The 14,948-nt window shown below is 70.5% G+C and carries 15 protein-coding genes; 7 read left to right on the top strand and 8 right to left on the bottom strand.

Annotation, left to right across the window (positions count from 1 at the left end; translation table 11 throughout):
* Positions 1-4 precede the first annotated feature (4 nt).
* Positions 5-805, top strand: a complete 801-nt coding sequence (locus tag OG194_RS33840; RefSeq protein ID WP_327404562.1) for a site-2 protease family protein — start codon at positions 5-7, stop codon at positions 803-805.
* Here the strand turns inward: OG194_RS33840 and OG194_RS33835 are convergent.
* From OG194_RS33835 to OG194_RS33825, 3 genes are all read right to left on the bottom strand, one after another.
* Positions 795-965: a hypothetical protein gene (locus tag OG194_RS33835; protein ID WP_327404561.1), complete on the bottom strand. Its 171-nt coding sequence runs from the start codon at positions 963-965 to the stop codon at positions 795-797. The two genes, OG194_RS33840 and OG194_RS33835, sit on opposite strands and share 11 nt — an antisense overlap.
* 69 nt (positions 966-1,034) lie before the next feature.
* Positions 1,035-1,787 carry an NADPH-dependent F420 reductase gene (gene npdG / locus OG194_RS33830; protein ID WP_327404560.1) on the bottom strand — a complete coding sequence of 251 codons (753 nt, stop codon included), beginning with the start codon at positions 1,785-1,787 and terminating at the stop codon, positions 1,035-1,037.
* Between the two features lie 37 nt (positions 1,788-1,824).
* Positions 1,825-2,934, bottom strand: coding sequence for a sialidase family protein (locus OG194_RS33825; RefSeq protein ID WP_327404559.1), 1,110 nt, complete (start codon positions 2,932-2,934; stop codon positions 1,825-1,827).
* Positions 2,935-3,039: 105 nt separating this feature from the next.
* On the opposite strand from OG194_RS33825, the gene OG194_RS33820 reads away from it, so the two are divergent.
* Both OG194_RS33820 and OG194_RS33815 read left to right on the top strand, forming a co-directional pair.
* Entirely contained in the window at positions 3,040-3,642 is a 603-nt protein-coding gene (locus tag OG194_RS33820) for a hypothetical protein (RefSeq protein ID WP_327404558.1), read from the top strand.
* Between the two features lie 668 nt (positions 3,643-4,310).
* Complete coding sequence (locus tag OG194_RS33815; RefSeq protein WP_327404557.1) at positions 4,311-5,672, top strand: MFS transporter; 1,362 nt, start codon at positions 4,311-4,313, stop codon at positions 5,670-5,672.
* Between the two features lie 113 nt (positions 5,673-5,785).
* On the opposite strand, the gene OG194_RS33810 is transcribed toward OG194_RS33815, so the two are convergent.
* Complete coding sequence (locus tag OG194_RS33810) at positions 5,786-6,013, bottom strand: hypothetical protein (protein ID WP_327404556.1); 228 nt, start codon at positions 6,011-6,013, stop codon at positions 5,786-5,788.
* A gap of 58 nt (positions 6,014-6,071) precedes the next feature.
* Here OG194_RS33810 and map point away from each other — a divergent pair, with 58 nt between their 5' ends.
* Both map and OG194_RS33800 read left to right on the top strand, forming a co-directional pair.
* Complete coding sequence (map, locus tag OG194_RS33805) at positions 6,072-6,929, top strand: type I methionyl aminopeptidase (RefSeq protein ID WP_327404555.1); 858 nt, start codon at positions 6,072-6,074, stop codon at positions 6,927-6,929.
* A gap of 147 nt (positions 6,930-7,076) precedes the next feature.
* A complete protein-coding gene (locus OG194_RS33800; RefSeq protein WP_327404554.1) occupies positions 7,077-7,724 on the top strand; it encodes a biliverdin-producing heme oxygenase in 648 nt (215 codons plus the stop codon).
* A 70-nt stretch (positions 7,725-7,794) separates the two neighbouring features.
* On the opposite strand, the gene OG194_RS33795 is transcribed toward OG194_RS33800, so the two are convergent.
* From OG194_RS33795 to OG194_RS33780, 4 genes are read right to left on the bottom strand one after another with little or no spacing between them, the layout of a single operon-like run.
* On the bottom strand, positions 7,795-8,439 hold the full coding sequence (locus tag OG194_RS33795) for a PhzF family phenazine biosynthesis protein (RefSeq protein WP_327404553.1): 645 nt from the start codon (positions 8,437-8,439) through the stop codon (positions 7,795-7,797).
* Complete coding sequence (locus OG194_RS33790; protein WP_327404552.1) at positions 8,432-9,316, bottom strand: hypothetical protein; 885 nt, start codon at positions 9,314-9,316, stop codon at positions 8,432-8,434. The genes OG194_RS33795 and OG194_RS33790 overlap by 8 nt, the downstream gene beginning before the upstream one ends.
* Positions 9,317-9,327: 11 nt before the next feature.
* On the bottom strand, positions 9,328-10,833 hold the full coding sequence (locus tag OG194_RS33785; protein ID WP_327404551.1) for an HtaA domain-containing protein: 1,506 nt from the start codon (positions 10,831-10,833) through the stop codon (positions 9,328-9,330).
* Positions 10,834-10,893: 60 nt separating this feature from the next.
* Positions 10,894-12,348, bottom strand: coding sequence for an HtaA domain-containing protein (locus tag OG194_RS33780; RefSeq protein ID WP_327404550.1), 1,455 nt, complete (start codon positions 12,346-12,348; stop codon positions 10,894-10,896).
* A 99-nt stretch (positions 12,349-12,447) separates the two neighbouring features.
* Here OG194_RS33780 and OG194_RS33775 point away from each other — a divergent pair, with 99 nt between their 5' ends.
* Together OG194_RS33775 and OG194_RS33770 are read left to right on the top strand one after the other, a co-directional pair.
* Positions 12,448-13,476 carry a heme/hemin ABC transporter substrate-binding protein gene (locus OG194_RS33775; RefSeq protein WP_327404549.1) on the top strand — a complete coding sequence of 343 codons (1,029 nt, stop codon included), beginning with the start codon at positions 12,448-12,450 and terminating at the stop codon, positions 13,474-13,476.
* Positions 13,473-14,558, top strand: coding sequence for a FecCD family ABC transporter permease (locus OG194_RS33770; RefSeq protein ID WP_327404548.1), 1,086 nt, complete (start codon positions 13,473-13,475; stop codon positions 14,556-14,558). Before OG194_RS33775 ends, OG194_RS33770 begins: the two co-directional genes overlap by 4 nt.
* Positions 14,559-14,948: the final 390 nt, after the last annotated feature.

Raw genomic sequence — 14,948 nt, 5'->3', positions numbered from 1 at the left:
CCCCATGACCGCCACCACCACCCGCCCCAGCGACCGGCGGATCAGTCCCGTCTTCCTCGGGATCCTGGCTGTCACGGCGGTGACCGGCTGGGCCACCTGGACCGGGTTCGCCGAGAAGCCGGGCATCGCCGTGTTCCTGTTCGTGACGGCGGCCTGGATCGTCTCGCTGTGTCTGCACGAGTACGCGCACGCCCGCACCGCCCTGCACAGCGGTGACATCTCGGTCGGCTCGAAGGGCTATCTCACCCTCAACCCGCTGAAGTACACGCACGCGCTGCTCAGCATCGTGCTCCCGGTGATCTTCGTCATCATGGGCGGCATCGGTCTGCCCGGTGGCGCGGTGTTCATCGAGCGCAACCGGATCCAGGGCCGCTGGAAGCACAGCCTGATCTCGGCGGCCGGTCCGCTGACGAACGTGCTGTTCGCGGCCGTCTGCACCGCGCCGTTCTGGCTGCACTCGCTCGACGGGGTGCCGCGGGACTTCCGGTTCGCGCTGGCGTTCCTCGCGCTGCTCCAGGTCACGGCCGCGCTGCTGAACTTCCTGCCGGTGCCGGGCCTGGACGGCTACGGCGTGATCGAGCCCTGGCTGTCGTACAACATCAAGCGGCAGGTGGAGCCGTTCGCGCCGTTCGGCCTGCTGTTCGTGTTCGCGCTGCTGTGGGTGCCGTCGATCAACACGTACTTCTTCGATGTGATCGACGCGATCCTGCGCGGCCTCGGCATCAGCGACTTCGAGACCTACTGCGGGCAGAACCTGTACCGCTTCTGGCAGGGCACCAACGAGTTCTGCTCGATCAACGGGTGACCGAGCGACCGCGCTTCAGGTAGTACCAGCACATGTTGGACGAGAGGCCCGCGATCAGCACCCACACGATCCCGAGCAGGCTGCCCTGTACGAAGGAGACGACCGCCGCGGCCACGGCGAGCAGGCAGACGACGAGGGCGTAGAGGGCGAGGCGGGGCATGGGATCGGCTCCTGTCGGCAGAACAAAGGGGACACCGGTGGTCGGTTGCCACCAGTGTCCCCCACCCGCTCAGACGTCCGTGACGCGCAGGCCCGCGTGTGCCTTGTAGCGGCGGTTGACGGAGATCAGGTTCGCGACCAGGGACTCCACCTGGTGGGCGTTGCGCAGCCGGCCGGCGAAGACGCCGCGCATGCCGGGGATACGGCCGGCCAGCGCCTGCACGATCTCGACGTCGGCGCGCTCCTCGCCCAGCACCATCACATCGGTGTCGATCTCGGCGATCTCCGTGTCCATGAGCAGCACCGCCGACAGGTGGTGGAAGGCGGCGGCGACCCGCGAGTCGGGCAGCAGGGCGGCGGCCTGTTCGGCGGCGCTGCCCTCCTCCGGCTTCAGCGCGTAGGCGCCCTTCTTGTCGAAGCCGAGCGGGTTGACGCAGTCGACGACGAGCTTGCCGGCCAGTTCCTCGCGCAGCGACTCCAGGGTCTTGCCGTGGCCGTCCCAGGGCACGGCGACGATCACGACGTCGCTGCGGCGCGCGGTCTCGGCGTTGTCGGCGCCCTCGACCCCGTGGCCGAGTTCGTCGGCGGCGGCCTGCGCGCGGTCGGCGGCGCGGGAGCCGATGATCACCTTCTGGCCGGCCTTGGCGAGCCGGTAGGCGAGGCCCTTGCCCTGCGGCCCGGTCCCGCCGAGCACGCCGACGACCAGTCCGGAGACGTCGGGAAGGTCCCACGGGTCCTTGGCGGGGGCCTTCGCGGGGGCGGTCCCGGAGTCCGTCGCGGGGGTCGTCCCGGGGGTCTGTGCAGCACTGTCGGTAGAGGTCATGGGCCGACTTTACGTCCGGCTCCGGACCCGTATCGGGTCAGGTGAGGTCCGTCACGGGGACCCGGCGGAAGGTGATCGTCTCGTACGGCCCGAAGTCGCCGGTCTCGTAGAGGAGTCCGACCGTGTCGTCGTCGACGCGTACGAGGTCGGAGTAGGCGGCGGGCAGTCCGTCGACCGTGTGCACGGGGCGCCAGGTGGTGCCGGCGTCGGTGGAGGCGCGCAGGGTCATCAGGGCGCGGGCGGCCGGGTCGGCGGGGCCGGAGTACAACAGCACGTCCGGGTCGCGGAGTTGGAGGACGCCGGCCTCACAGACCGGGGCGGTGAGGCCGGCCTGCGGGCGGAAGGGTTTCGTGAGCGTCGTGCCGCCGTCCGTCGAGTACGCGTCGGCGCGGTTTCCGGGGGACGGGGAGTCGTTGCGGGTGTTGAAGTAGACGCGCCCGTCCGGGAGTTCGGCAGCGGTGGTCTCGTTGCAGTTGACGTAGCCGTCCGGGTTCTCGTCGACGTAACCGAGGGACCACGTCTCGCCCCTGTCGTCGCTGAGCAGGCAATGGCCGCTGTTGTACTTCGCCTCATTGCCTACGTCCGTGCCGGTGGGCGGGATCGTGTGGTTGGCGGCGACGACCACACGGCCGGTGCTCAACTGGATCGCGTGCCCGGGCGTGGTGGCGTACCAGCGCCACTCGGGCTTCTTCACCCGGTCGGTGATCTCCGTCGAACTCGACCAGGTGACACCGTCGTCGTCGCTGTACCGCACCCAGATCCTGCGCCCGTCGGCCGGCTTCACCTGGCCGCGCAGGATGGCGTCCTCGGTGGCGGTGGCGGTCGCGCGGACGTAGACGAGCAGGACGCGGCCGGTGTCGAGGACGACGGGGGCGGGGTTGCCCGCGAGGTGGGGGCCGTTGGTGGCGGCGGGGGTGAGCGGGCCCCAGGTGCGGCCGCCGTCCGTGGAACGCCGCAGGACGATCTCGATGTGGCCGTGGTCGCTCGCTGAGTCGACGCGGCCTTCGCAGAACGCGAGGAGGGTGCCGGTGGCGGTGACCACGACGGCGGGGATGCGGTAGCTCGCGTAGCCGCCTTGGCCGGCGATGAAGGGGACGGATACATCCGCGGTCTCTGCGGCCTCTGAGGTCTCTGCGGTTTCTGTCATGAGGTGACTCCTTGTGGGACCGATGAGCCCGCACCATCCCCAAGTTGGGCGAATTCGTGGTGAACTCCGCGTCACGAGTGGCCGGTTGAGGCAGGATGCGCGGACATGGACGCCGTACGGGTCGCGCTGTTGCGTGAAGTGCTCGCCGGGACCGAGTGGTTGGGGGCGACCCGACGGTTCGCGGGGGTGTTGCGCGGGTCGGTGGTGTCGCACGGGGGTGGGCTGTTGCTGGTGGGCACGCCGGCGTACGAGCCGTGGCATCTCGCGGCGCACCTGGTCGACGAGGCCGCGTGGTCGGGTACGCCCGAGCTGGCACCGACTCTCGTACGACATGACGCGCGTCCCTCGGATCCGGCGCACCTGGCGGTCGGGCTCGGCCGGATCGAGGCGGCCCGGCGTGGGGAAACGCTGCTGGTGGTGTCCCCCGAGGTCCCCGGTGACCCGCTCCTGGAACGGGTGCACGACGCCCGCCGGGCCGGGGCGACCGTCCTCTCGCTGGGCTCCGGTGACCGCGAACTCGCCTCCCTGGCCCACGAGTCACTCCCCGTACCCGAGGGCACGGACCTGGACCTCGACACCGTCCAGCACCTGGTGAGCGCGGCGGCCGGCGAGAACGTCCTCCCGGCGACACGGGGGCGGCGCCGCTTCCGTGACCGTTTGTCCCGCCTGACGGACCATCTGACGGCACCGCCGCCTGCGCCTTGGTAACAGGTTTCCCACCCACCCACCCACCTGTCTAGGTCGGCTGAGAGGTGGACGAAAGGAGCGACACCAGACCGCAGCCTACAAGTGACCGTTACGCGTCACCACCGCCGCCGGTCGCCCACCCACCCGCCCGTCTAGGCGGTTGAGAAGTGGACGCGAAAAGCAGCACCAGACCGCCGCCTCCAAGTGACCCCGGCACATCACCACCGCCGTCGGTTACCCACCCGCCCACCCGTCTAGGTCGCCTGAAGAGTGGGCGAGAAAAGCGGCGCCAGACCCCCACCTACAAGTGAACCCGGCGCATCACCACCGCCGTCGGTTTCCCACCCGCCCACCCGTCTAGGTCGCCTGAAGAGTGGGCGAGAAAAGCGGCGCCAGACCCCCACCTACAAGTGACCCCGGCACATCGCGACCGCCAACTCCCCCACGCCGCCCGCCGACCACCCGTACTGGTCGGTCGAAAGCGGACGAGGAAATCGGTGCCAGGCCGGCGCCCCCAAAGGACCGAGGCAGGTCGCCACCACCGACTCCCCCACACCGACCGCCAGTCACCCACCGACCACCACCTGCGCACCTACTCACCGACCCCCGACGAATTCCGGTCACCCCCACAACCCGCCCCGCGGAAATCCGCTTGCCACCCCCACCCCCCACCCCAACCATTACCCCTCGTGACCGACAGCGCCGATCCCCCCGCCGAACCCCCCACGGGCCTCCGCGCCCTCCTCCCCGACCTCGCCCCCTGGCACGCCTCCGTCGACTTCCGCAGGCTTTGGATCGCGGGGCTGGTCTCGAACTTCGGTACCTTCCTGACGTTCGTCGCGCTTCCGGTGCAGATCAAGGAACTAACCGACTCCGCCGCGGCGGTGGGTGCGGTCGGTGCCGTGGAGTTGGTGCCGTTGATCGTGTTCGGGCTCTACGGCGGTGCGCTCGCGGACGCGTGGGACAAGCGGAAGTTGATCGTCTGGACCGAGGTCGGGCAGGGCGTGCTCTGCGGGGCGCTGCTGTTCAACTCGCTGTTGCCGCACCCCGCCGTATGGCCGCTGTATGTCTTCGCGGCCCTGACCTCCGTCCTCGGTTCGATCCAGCGGCCCGCGCTGGACTCGCTGTGGCCGCGGATCGTGGCCCACGAGCACATGACGGCCGCGTCCGCGCTCAACTCCCTGCGCTGGACGGTCGGCGGGGTCACGGGCCCGGCGCTGGCGGGTGTGGTGGTGGCGTTCGCGGGGCTGCCCTACGCGTTCGCGGCGGACACGCTGACGTTCGCGGTATCCGTCGTCCTGATCTTCCGTATCGCCGCCTCCCCCGGCGCCCACGAGGCGCGGAAGCCGTCGTTGAAGGCGATCGCGGAGGGCGCCCGGTACGCGTGGAGCCGTAAGGAACTGCTCGGGACCTACGCCATCGACCTCGCGGCGATGTTCTTCGCGATGCCGCTCGCCGTGCTGCCGTTCCTCGCCGATGATCTGCACGCCCCGTGGGCGCTGGGGCTGATGTACTCGACCGTTCCGGCCGGTGCCCTGCTGGTGAGTGTGACCAGTGGCTGGACCTCGCGGATCCAGCGGCACGGGCGGATGGTGGTGCTGGCGGCGGCGCTGTGGGGCGCGGCGATCGCCTGCGCGGGCGCGGTCGGCAACGTGTGGCTGGTGCTGCTGTTCCTCACCGTCGCCGGCGGCTGCGACATGGTCAGCGGCATCTTCCGCGGGGTCATCTGGAACCAGACGATCCCGGACGAGCTGCGCGGCCGGCTCGCCGGGATCGAGCTGCTGTCCTACTCGGTGGGCCCGCAGCTGGGCCAGGTCAGGTCCGGTGGCATGGCCGCCCTGTCCGGGGTGCGGACCTCGGTGTGGGCGGGCGGGCTGATGTGCGTGGGAGCGGTGGGGCTGCTGGCCGTGGGACTGCCGAAGCTGATGTCGTACGACGCGCGGACGGACGAGCACGCGCTACGGCTGAAGGCGCAGCGGGCGGCGGCGACTCCTACGACCCGTACGACCCGTACGACCCCTACGCCCCCCGCAGCCCCGGCCGACGCCTGAGCGGTCGGCGCCGGAGCCCGTCGTAGCGCGGCCTGATCAGGTCACCGCCGCCGATGCCCGTCGCGGCGCGAGCCGATCAGGTCACCGCCGGAGCCCGTCGTGGCGCGAGCCGGTCAGTCGTCGTCCGTGCCCTTGGTCGCGTCGTGCCACTTGGGGTCGTTCTCCCACTCCAGGTTGCGCTCGCGGGCCGTCTCCATCGCGTGTTCAGCCTCGGCGCGGGTGGTGTACGGCCCGAACCGGTCCTTGGCGGGGCACTCCGGCCCCTCCTCGACCTTCTTGTGTTCGAGGCAGTAGTACCACTCGCCGGGCTTCCCGACCGTGCGCTTCTTGAACAGGGCCATCAACGGCTCCTTTCCCTACGGCCATGTTCCCCCATGTCCGCTGGTTAGACTCGCTGGCATGTCTGGCCAGTCGCTGCTCGTACCAGGGGAGCTCTCCCCCACCCGTCCCGTGCCCGGAAACATCCGTCGCCCCGAGTACGTCGGCAAGCCCGCGCCGACCCCGTACACCGGGCCGGAGGTGCAGACCCCCGAGACGATCGAGGCGATGCGCGTCGCCGGGCGGATCGCCGCGCGGGCGATGGCGGAGGCCGCGAAGATCATCTCGCCGGGGGTGACCACGGACGAACTCGACCGCGTGGCGCACGAGTACATGTGCGACCACGGCGCCTACCCGTCGACGCTCGGCTACCGCGGCTTCCCCAAGTCCCTGTGCACCTCGCTCAACGAGGTGATCTGCCACGGCATTCCGGACTCCACAGTGCTGCGCGACGGCGACATCATCAACCTCGACGTGACGGCGTACATCGGCGGCGTGCACGGCGACAACAACGCGACCTACCTGGTCGGTGACGTCGACGAGGAGTCCCGGCTGCTGGTCGAGCGCACCCGCGAGTCCCTGGACCGCGCGATCAAGGCGGTCAGGCCGGGCCGCCAGATCAACATCATCGGCCGGGTCATCGAGTCGTACGCCAAGCGCTTCGGCTACGGCGTGGTCCGGGACTTCACCGGCCACGGCATCAACTCGTCCTTCCACTCCGGCCTGATCGTCCCGCACTACGACAGCCCGCACGCGACGACGGTCATCCAGCCCGGGATGACGTTCACCATCGAGCCGATGCTGACGCTGGGGACGTACGAGTACGACCTGTGGGACGACGGGTGGACGGTCGTCACGAAGGACCGGAAGCGGACGGCGCAGTTCGAGCACACGTTGGTGGTGACGGAGACGGGGGCGGAGGTCCTGACGCTGCCGTAGGGCTCCCGCAGAAGTCCTGTCGGGCCCCGCACCTGGTCACAGCGGTCCGCTCTCTCGTGGGGCGGGCCGTTTTTCTGTACCCTTTTACCGACAGGGTGTCGGCAAACCTGTTGACTTAGGTAAGCCTTGCCTTAGAGGATAGGGCTCATGGACTCCTTCTCGACAGTCATCCGCACCGCGTCCCACGAACAGCACGTGGAGGCCGAGACCTCCACCTTCATGAGCGATCTGCTCGGCGGCCGGCTGGGCGTGGACGCGTACGCCCGGTACACCGAGCAATTGTGGTTCGTCTACGAGGCGTTGGAGACCGGGGCGGAGCGCCTCGCGGCGGATCCGGTGGCCGGGGCGTTCATCCAGGCCGAGTTGTTCCGACTGCCGGCGCTGGAGCGGGACCTTGAGCATCTGCGGGGTGCGGACTGGCGGGCGGGGCTGACCGCGCTTCCCGCGACGCGGGCCTATGCCGAACGGGTGCGGGAGTGCGCGGAGTTGTGGCCGGCCGGGTACATCGCCCATCACTACACGCGTTACCTCGGGGACCTCTCCGGCGGGCAGATCATCCGGGACAAGGCGGAGCGGACGTGGGGGTTCTCCCGGAAGGGGGACGGGGTGCGGTTCTATGTGTTCGAGGGGATCGGGAACCCGGCGGCGTTCAAGCGGGGGTATCGGGAGTTGCTGGACGGGGTTCAGGTCGATGATCTGGAGAAGCAGCGGGTCGTGGCCGAGTGCAGGCGGGCGTTCGCGTTGAACACGGGGGTCTTTCGGGCGCTGGGTGAGGAGTTCCCGCTGTCCGCGTGAGCGGTTGGTTGTCTGCGGGAGCGTTGCCGGGGGACGCCCGCCCGCGTAAAAAGGCAGCGCTACTGAACCGTCAGCGCTCCAGGAACACCCGCCCCCCGACCTCCACCCAACCCCCCGGCTGCGGAGCCGTAAGTATCTGGGAACCCGCGCCCTGCGTGATGTTGAGGGCGCGGCCCAACTGGTCGGTCAACAGCAACGCCGCCGCACCCGTCGCCTCGTCCTCCTGGATGCCGTCGTCGCGGCCGGGGAACGCTCGGGCGCGGATGCGGCCCGCTGCCTCGTCCTCCCAGGCCCAGGCGTAGATCCACTCACCGGGCGGGGGGACGGGGAGGGCGTCGACCTCGCGGGCGGTGGCGTACTGGCGGAGGGTGCGGGGCGGGGCCCACTCCGGGAGTGCCTCGATCCAGCTGAACTCGCCGTCGAGGCGGGTGCCCACGATGCCTGCGGGGGTGACCAGTTCGGGTATGTCCAGGAGCCAGGCCGTGCCGACGCAGGGGTGGCCGGCGAAGGGCAGGCGGGTGGTCGGGGTGTAGATGTCGATGACTCCGCGCTCGGGGTCGTCGACGAACACCGTCTCGCTGAAGCCGAGTTTCCCCGCGAACACCTGCCGCTCGTCCGGGTCCGGCATGACGGAACCCTCGCGGACGACGCCGAGTTCGTTGCCGTATCCGCCGCTGGGTCCGCAGAAGACACGCAGTACGTCGTAGTCAGTCACGGGGGCATTCAAACACCGCGCGGGCGGCGAGGTCATCCCAGGCCGGGGCTCCGCCGGGGAGGGGCCAGGTGAGGGTGGGGGCCTCGTCGTACGGCAGCGAGGACATGGTGTTCTCGTACGCCGTTTCCAGGAGGGCCTGTTGGCGTTCAGGGGTCTCCGGGTGCTCCGCGAACTGTCGTACGCGCTGTTCGTGTGCCTCGGTCGGTTCGGCGGCGGTGCGGCGCCAGTCCTCGTCGTCCGGTACGCGGTACAGGACCAGGCACGGCGGGGTCAGGCCCTCCGCCAGCGCCGCCACGGCACGGTCGTGACCGTCGAGGAGCGCCCAGCCGTCGAACGGCGTGACCCGCCACAGGAGGACGGGGGCGAGCGTGTCCTCCCGTACGTGCTTGCGGTACGCCTTCACGCGTGGCGCGTCCGTCGGCGACAGCGGTCGTAGCGGTACGACGCCCTCCCAGCCGCCCGCGCACCAGTCGAGGTGGCAGGCGGGCCAGTCCCGCATGAAGTCGCCCCACCACACGTACGCCGGGAACTTGCGCCGCTCGCGGAGGTGCCAGCGTGCGTCGTGCAGCGGGCCCTCCTTCGCCTCCTCCAGCCAACTCGCGTACTGGTGAACCCAGTTACCGGGGTTCCTCATCAGGTCCGACCGGATCCTCGGCAACGGTGAGCGGAAGCCGTCGAGCCGGTGCACGAAAAGACCCTCGTGCGAACAGCCGCCCTCTTCCTCCCGGCCCAACAGCAGGGGCCGCCCGCCCTGTCGGAGCAGCAACCGGCCGCCGGCCGCCGTCTCGAAACGCAGCGGGGGCGGACCGGGCCGGCCTGTCACGGCCAGCACCAGTCCGCCCTCAGGCAGTAGTTCTCTGTGCCCCCTGGTCACCATGGGGCACAGTCTTACGCCTCGGTACGCCGCCTACGCATCGCGAAGACCACGCCCGCGCCCGCCGCCACGGTCACCGCGGCCGCCGTGCCCAGGGCCGCCACCGGGATGTCGGAACCGGTCGAGGCCAGCGAGCCGTTCACGTTGCCCGTCGTGGAGCCGGTGACGCCGCCGCCCGAAGTCGAGCCTGTCGTACCGGAGTTGGCGGTGCCTCCGGAACTTCCGGAAGAGCCCGTGCCGGACGTCGACGACGAGCCGTCCGAGGGGAGGGTGGCGTCCGTCGTCAGGGTCACCGACAGGTCCAGCGGGTCGAGTTCGGCGCCGGTCTGGTAGAAGCCGCCGAAGGCCTTCGCGCCGGCCGCGGTCAGGGTGGCGGTGACGTCGTCGAGGGTGATGACGTCGTTCTTCGCGGTGAGGTCGGTGGAGTCCGCCTTGAGGTCGGCCAGGACCACGTCCTCGGACTTCTCGCCCAGGCTCGTCACGTCCGCCGTCAGTTTGCCGGAGCCCTTGTCGAGGGTCGCCTTCAGGTCGGTGAAGGTGAGGTCGAGGCCGTAAGTGCCGTTGTCCTCATGGCCCTTGAAGTTCACCGCGCCCTCGAAGGCGGCGGAGAGGGTGTCCGCGTCCGTGTCGTAGCCGCCGGTCGCGCCGGTGAAGGTGAAGACGCCGTTGCCCGCCGCCTGGGCCGCGCCGGCCGACGTCGTGATCTTGCCGTTGGCGACGCTGCCGACGACGTAGGAGCGGAAGGACTCCTTGACGCCCCAGTCGAGCTTGCCGTCCGCTATCTCGCCCTTGGTGGCGGCCGGTTGGGAGGCGGTGTCCGAGGGGCTCGCGCTGTCGGGGGGCGTGACGGACGGGGTGGTCGTGGCCGACGGGGTGGTCGTGGCGGGCGAGGACGCCGGCTGCGACGGCGTCGGCGATACGGGCGTGCTCGGGGTCGGGGACGTCGTCGACACCGGCTTGACCGCCGACAGCGGGTCGCCGGCCGCGTTCGCGTACGAGTCGCTGCCGAGGAACGTGCCCGCCGCCGCGGTGAGGGTGGTGGCCAGGTCCTTCAGGTCCTGGCTGGTCGGTGCGGCGACCGTCGCGAGCGTCACGTCCTGCTGCTTGGTGCCGCCGTCCGCGACGAGGTCGGCGGTGAGGGTGCCCGCCGCGCTGTCGTACTGGAAGTCGGACATCTCCCGCACAAAGCCGTGCAGCGTCGACTTGGCGGTGACGGTGCCCTTGAAGGTGAGGTGCACGGCGTGGCTGGTGGTGTCGTAGGTGCCCGTGCCGTCCGTGAAGGTGAAGGCACCGTTGTTCGCGGCCTGCGAGGCACCGTCGGTGGCGGTGAAGGAGCCCTGCGCGTAGGTGCTCACGTAGGTGCGGTACGACTGCTTGATGCCCCAGGTCAACTCGTAGCCGCTGAGCGGGACTTCGGCCGCCGACGCGGTGGTCGTGGCGAGCGCCGTGGCGCCGAACGCGGCGGCGGTCGCGACGGCCGCGGCGAGGGCGAAGGAAAGTCGAGGGCGTCTGACGGGCATGGCCGTGGTTCTCCTTGAGGTGAGTGGATGGTCCGCCGACACGCGGACCGGGTGAGGGAGTCAGTCGGCTTCCGGCCCGGCGGCGGTCCCGGTGGCCGGATCGGTACGGCGCCTGCGGACCAGGAACACGGACACCGCGGCCACCACCAGGAGGGCGCCGGCCGCCAGGCTGATCGGCAGGGCTGCCGAAGTGCCGTCGCCGCCACCGGAGTTGTCGGCGACCGGCTCCGCGGACACCGAGGGGTGGGCCGACTGTTCCTCCGGGGTCTCGCTCGCCGTGGGCGTGGCGCCGAGGTTGGGCAGCGCGGGCAGTTTCGCGTCGTCGGTGAGGGCGACAGCCAGGGACACCGGGTCCATGTCGGTGCCCGCCGGGTACATGCCGCCGAAGGCCTCCACGCCCTGCGCGGTGAGTTGCGCGGGCGCCTCGGTGACCTTCGCCAGGCCCTTGGTCGCCTTGAGGTTCTTGGCGGTGAAGGTGACCAGCGGGACCTTCTTGCCGGTGAAGTCGGCGCTGGCCGCAGCGGTGCCGGTGACGTCGGCGTAGAGCGTGCCCTTGCCGTCCTCGACCGTCGCCCGGACCTCGCTCAGCTTCAGATCCAGGCCCTCGGCGCCGGTGAAGCGCACCGCGCCCTCGAACGAGGCCGTCAACTGCCCGTTCTTGTACGTCCCTTCACCGCTCGGGAAGCGGAAGAGCGCGCCGCCGTCCTCGGCTCCGGCCGACAACGTCCACTTGCCCTTGGCGATGTCCCCGGTGACGTACTCCCGGAAGGTGCGGCGCACGCCCCAGTCGACGGCGCCGTCCGCGATCGCGCCGCTCGAAGTCCCCTTCTTCGCGGCGGACTTGGTGGGTGTCGGGGAGGGCGTGGAGGTGGCGGCCCTGGTGGCCGCCGCCTTCACGTCCGCCGAGAGGCTCACCGGGTCGAGGACCGTACCGGCCGTGTAGTACCCGGCGAAGGACTTCGCGCCCTGTGCGGTGAGTGTGGCGGGGAGGTTGTCGAGGACGACCGCCGTGCCGCCGCCCTTCATGTCGATGCCGCCCAACGAGAGGGAGGCGAAGGGCACTTGGGAGGACGTCGTGACCGTCCCGGTGCCCTTCGCCTTGCTGGTGACGTCCAGGTAGAGCGTGCCGGTCGAGCCCGAGACGCGGACCGTGGGGCGGCTCAGGGTGAGGTCGAGTTCGTAGTTGCCGTCGGTCTTCTTGTGGCCGACGAAGTGCACCCCGCCCGCGAAGGACGAGCGGAACGCGCCCGTCGCACCGTCGTACGAACCCGTCGCCGAGGGGAAGCGGAACTGGCTGCTGCCCACGGTCGCCGCGCCGCCCGTGAGGGAGTAACTCCCGTTCGCGATGGGGCCGGTGACATAGCTCTGGAACGAGGACTTGATGCCCCAGTCGAGCCGGCCGCCCTGGACTGTACGGCTCTCGGCGTGGGCGAGGGCCGCCGGGAGCAGGGCGGCGAGGACGGTCAGGACGGCCGTGCACACCACGGTGGCCAGGGCTTTTGGGCGCGCGGGCATGGGTGGGTCCTCCGGATGACGACTGCCGGTAGCGAACAAAGGTAAGGCTAACCTAAGCTTTCCTCACCTGAAACGACAGTGCCCGAGAGATATCGAGAGATGCCGAGAGAGACGGACGGGACCGTGCCACGCTTGCGCACACGACTGGCGGGAGCACTGTTGTCCGTGCTCGCGCTCACGCTCACCGGATGCGGGGGCACCGGCACACCGGCTGCCACGGCAACCTCGAAGGCCACCGCCCCGGCCAACCGCGTGGAGCCGCTCACCGACACCCCGGTCCCCCAACTCCCGGTCACCGTAGGCTCCGCCGACGGCAAGAAGGTCACCGTCGAGAACGCGCGCCGCATCGTCCCGCTCTCCGGCAGCCTCAGCGAGATCGTGTTCACGCTCGGGCTCGGTGACCGGGTCGTGGCCCGGGACATCACCGCGACCTTCCAACAGGCCGCGAAACTCCCCCTGGTGACCCGCAACCACGACGTCTCGGCGGAGAGCGTGCTGTCCCTCAGGCCCGACCTCGTCCTCGCCGAGACGACCACCGGACCGTCCGAGGCCATGGGGCAGATCCGCGCCGCCGGCATCCCGGTCCTGGTCGTCGACCCGGCGAAGGGGCTGGCGGATGTGGGCCCGCGTATCCAGGCCGTGGCCGACGCGCTCGGCGTACCGGGCGCGGGCAAGGAGCTGACCAAGCGTTCGGAGGAGCGAATCGCCGCTGTCCGTAAGGCGATTCCCCAGCACAAGGAGAAGCCTCGGGTCGCGTTCCTGTATCTGCGCGGGTCCGCGTCCGTGTATCTCATCGGGGGGAAGGGGTCGGGTGCGACCTCGCTCCTGGAGGCGGCCGGGGCGGTCGACGCGGGTGCGGAGTCGGGCCTGAAGAAGGACTTCACCGCCATCACCACCGAGGCGCTCGCGCAGGCCGCGCCCGACGCGATTCTCGTCATGACCAAGGGACTTGAGTCGGTCGGCGGCGTCGACGGGCTGGTGAAGATCCCCGGTGTCGCGCAGACCCCGGCCGGGATGAACCGGCGCGTCGTGTCGATCGAGGACGGGGTGCTCCTCAACTACGGGCCGCGCACCGACCAGGTACTCAAGTCGCTGGTGGACCAGTTGTACGGAGTCGGGGCCGAATGACCGTACTGGACAAGGGGGTTGAGGCGACCGTCACCTCAACTCCCCCGCGAAGACGGCGCGGTAGGGGCTGGATGCTCACCCTCGGGCTGGTGATCGCCCTTCTCGTCCTGGTGCCGGTGGCCGCGGGGCTGGGCGCGTATCCGATCCCGACCGGGGATGTGTTGGCCTCGGTGCAGCACCGACTCGGGCTCGGGGGCGGGGCGTTGGACCGCGTGCCGGAGTCGGTGCTGTGGAACGTGCGGTTCCCGCGGATCGTGCTCGCGCTGCTTGTCGGCGCGTCGCTGGGGTGCGCGGGGGCGTTGATGCAGGGCGTGTTCGGGAATCCGCTCGCGGAGCCGGGGGTCATCGGGGTGTCCTCGGGGGCCGCGGTGGGCGCGGTCGCGGTGATCGCGTTCGGGCTCGACTTCCTCGGGACGTGGACGGTGTCGGCGGTGGCGTTCGTCTCCGGGCTCGCCACGGTTCTGCTGGTCTACGCGATGTCGCGCTCCGGCGGCCGTACGGAGGTCGTGACGCTGATCCTCACCGGCATCGCGCTGAACGCGTTCGCGGGGGCGCTGATCGGGCTGTTCCTGTTCTTCGCGGACACGGCGGCCGTCAACCAGATCACCTTCTGGCAGCTCGGTTCGCTCTCCCAGGCGACCTGGCCGAAGGTCCTCGCGGTCCTTCCCTGCGCGGTGATCGGCCTGACCCTCGCGCCGCTGCACGCCGGCCGCCTGGACCTCCTCGCCCTCGGTGAACGACCCGCCCGGCACTTGGGAGTTGACGTCGAGCGGCTCCGGATCGTCCTGGTGCTGGTCATCGCGCTGCTCACGGCGGCGGCGGTCAGCGTCTCCGGGATCATCAGCTTCGTGGGGCTTGTCGTCCCCCATCTCCTCCGTATGGCGGCGGGGCCCGGCCATCGCTTCCTGATCCCGGCGAGCGCGCTTCTCGGCGCGCTGGTGCTGTTGGGCGCGGATCTCACCGCCCGCACGGTCGCGGCCCCTGCGGAACTGCCGCTCGGCGTTCTGACGGCGTTGCTCGGGAGCCCGTTCTTCTTCTGGTTGCTGCGGAGGACGCGGCGCAGGCAAGGGGGTTGGGCATGAACCAGGTCCAGAGGTTGCCGGGAACCATCCACCGCTTCCCCGCCGAGGGTGCCACTGGATGTGGGTTGGGGGCTGCGGGCCGTGGGGGGCTGGTCGCGCAGTTCCCCGCGCCCCTAAAAGGGGCGCTCAGGTTGCCCGGCGGATCAAGTACGCCGTGCCTTTGTCCGCCGCCCCGTACCGCCTCCGCCCCTTCTCCACCGCCCGCCAACTCTCCTCCACCACCCCTTCTCCGCCGCCCGCCCCTTCTCCTCCCCCGCCCCTTCTCCACCGCGCGCCGACTCTCCTTCACCACCCCTTCTCCGCCGCCCGCCCCTTCTCCTCCCCCGCCCCTTCTCCACCGCGCGCCGACTCTCCTCCACCACCCCGTTCCACCTCCGACCCCGTTCCACC

The organism is Streptomyces sp. NBC_01288, assembly GCF_035982055.1.
Classification (GTDB): Bacteria; Actinomycetota; Actinomycetes; order Streptomycetales; family Streptomycetaceae; genus Streptomyces.
This window is presented reverse-complemented; position numbering and strand designations above follow the sequence as displayed.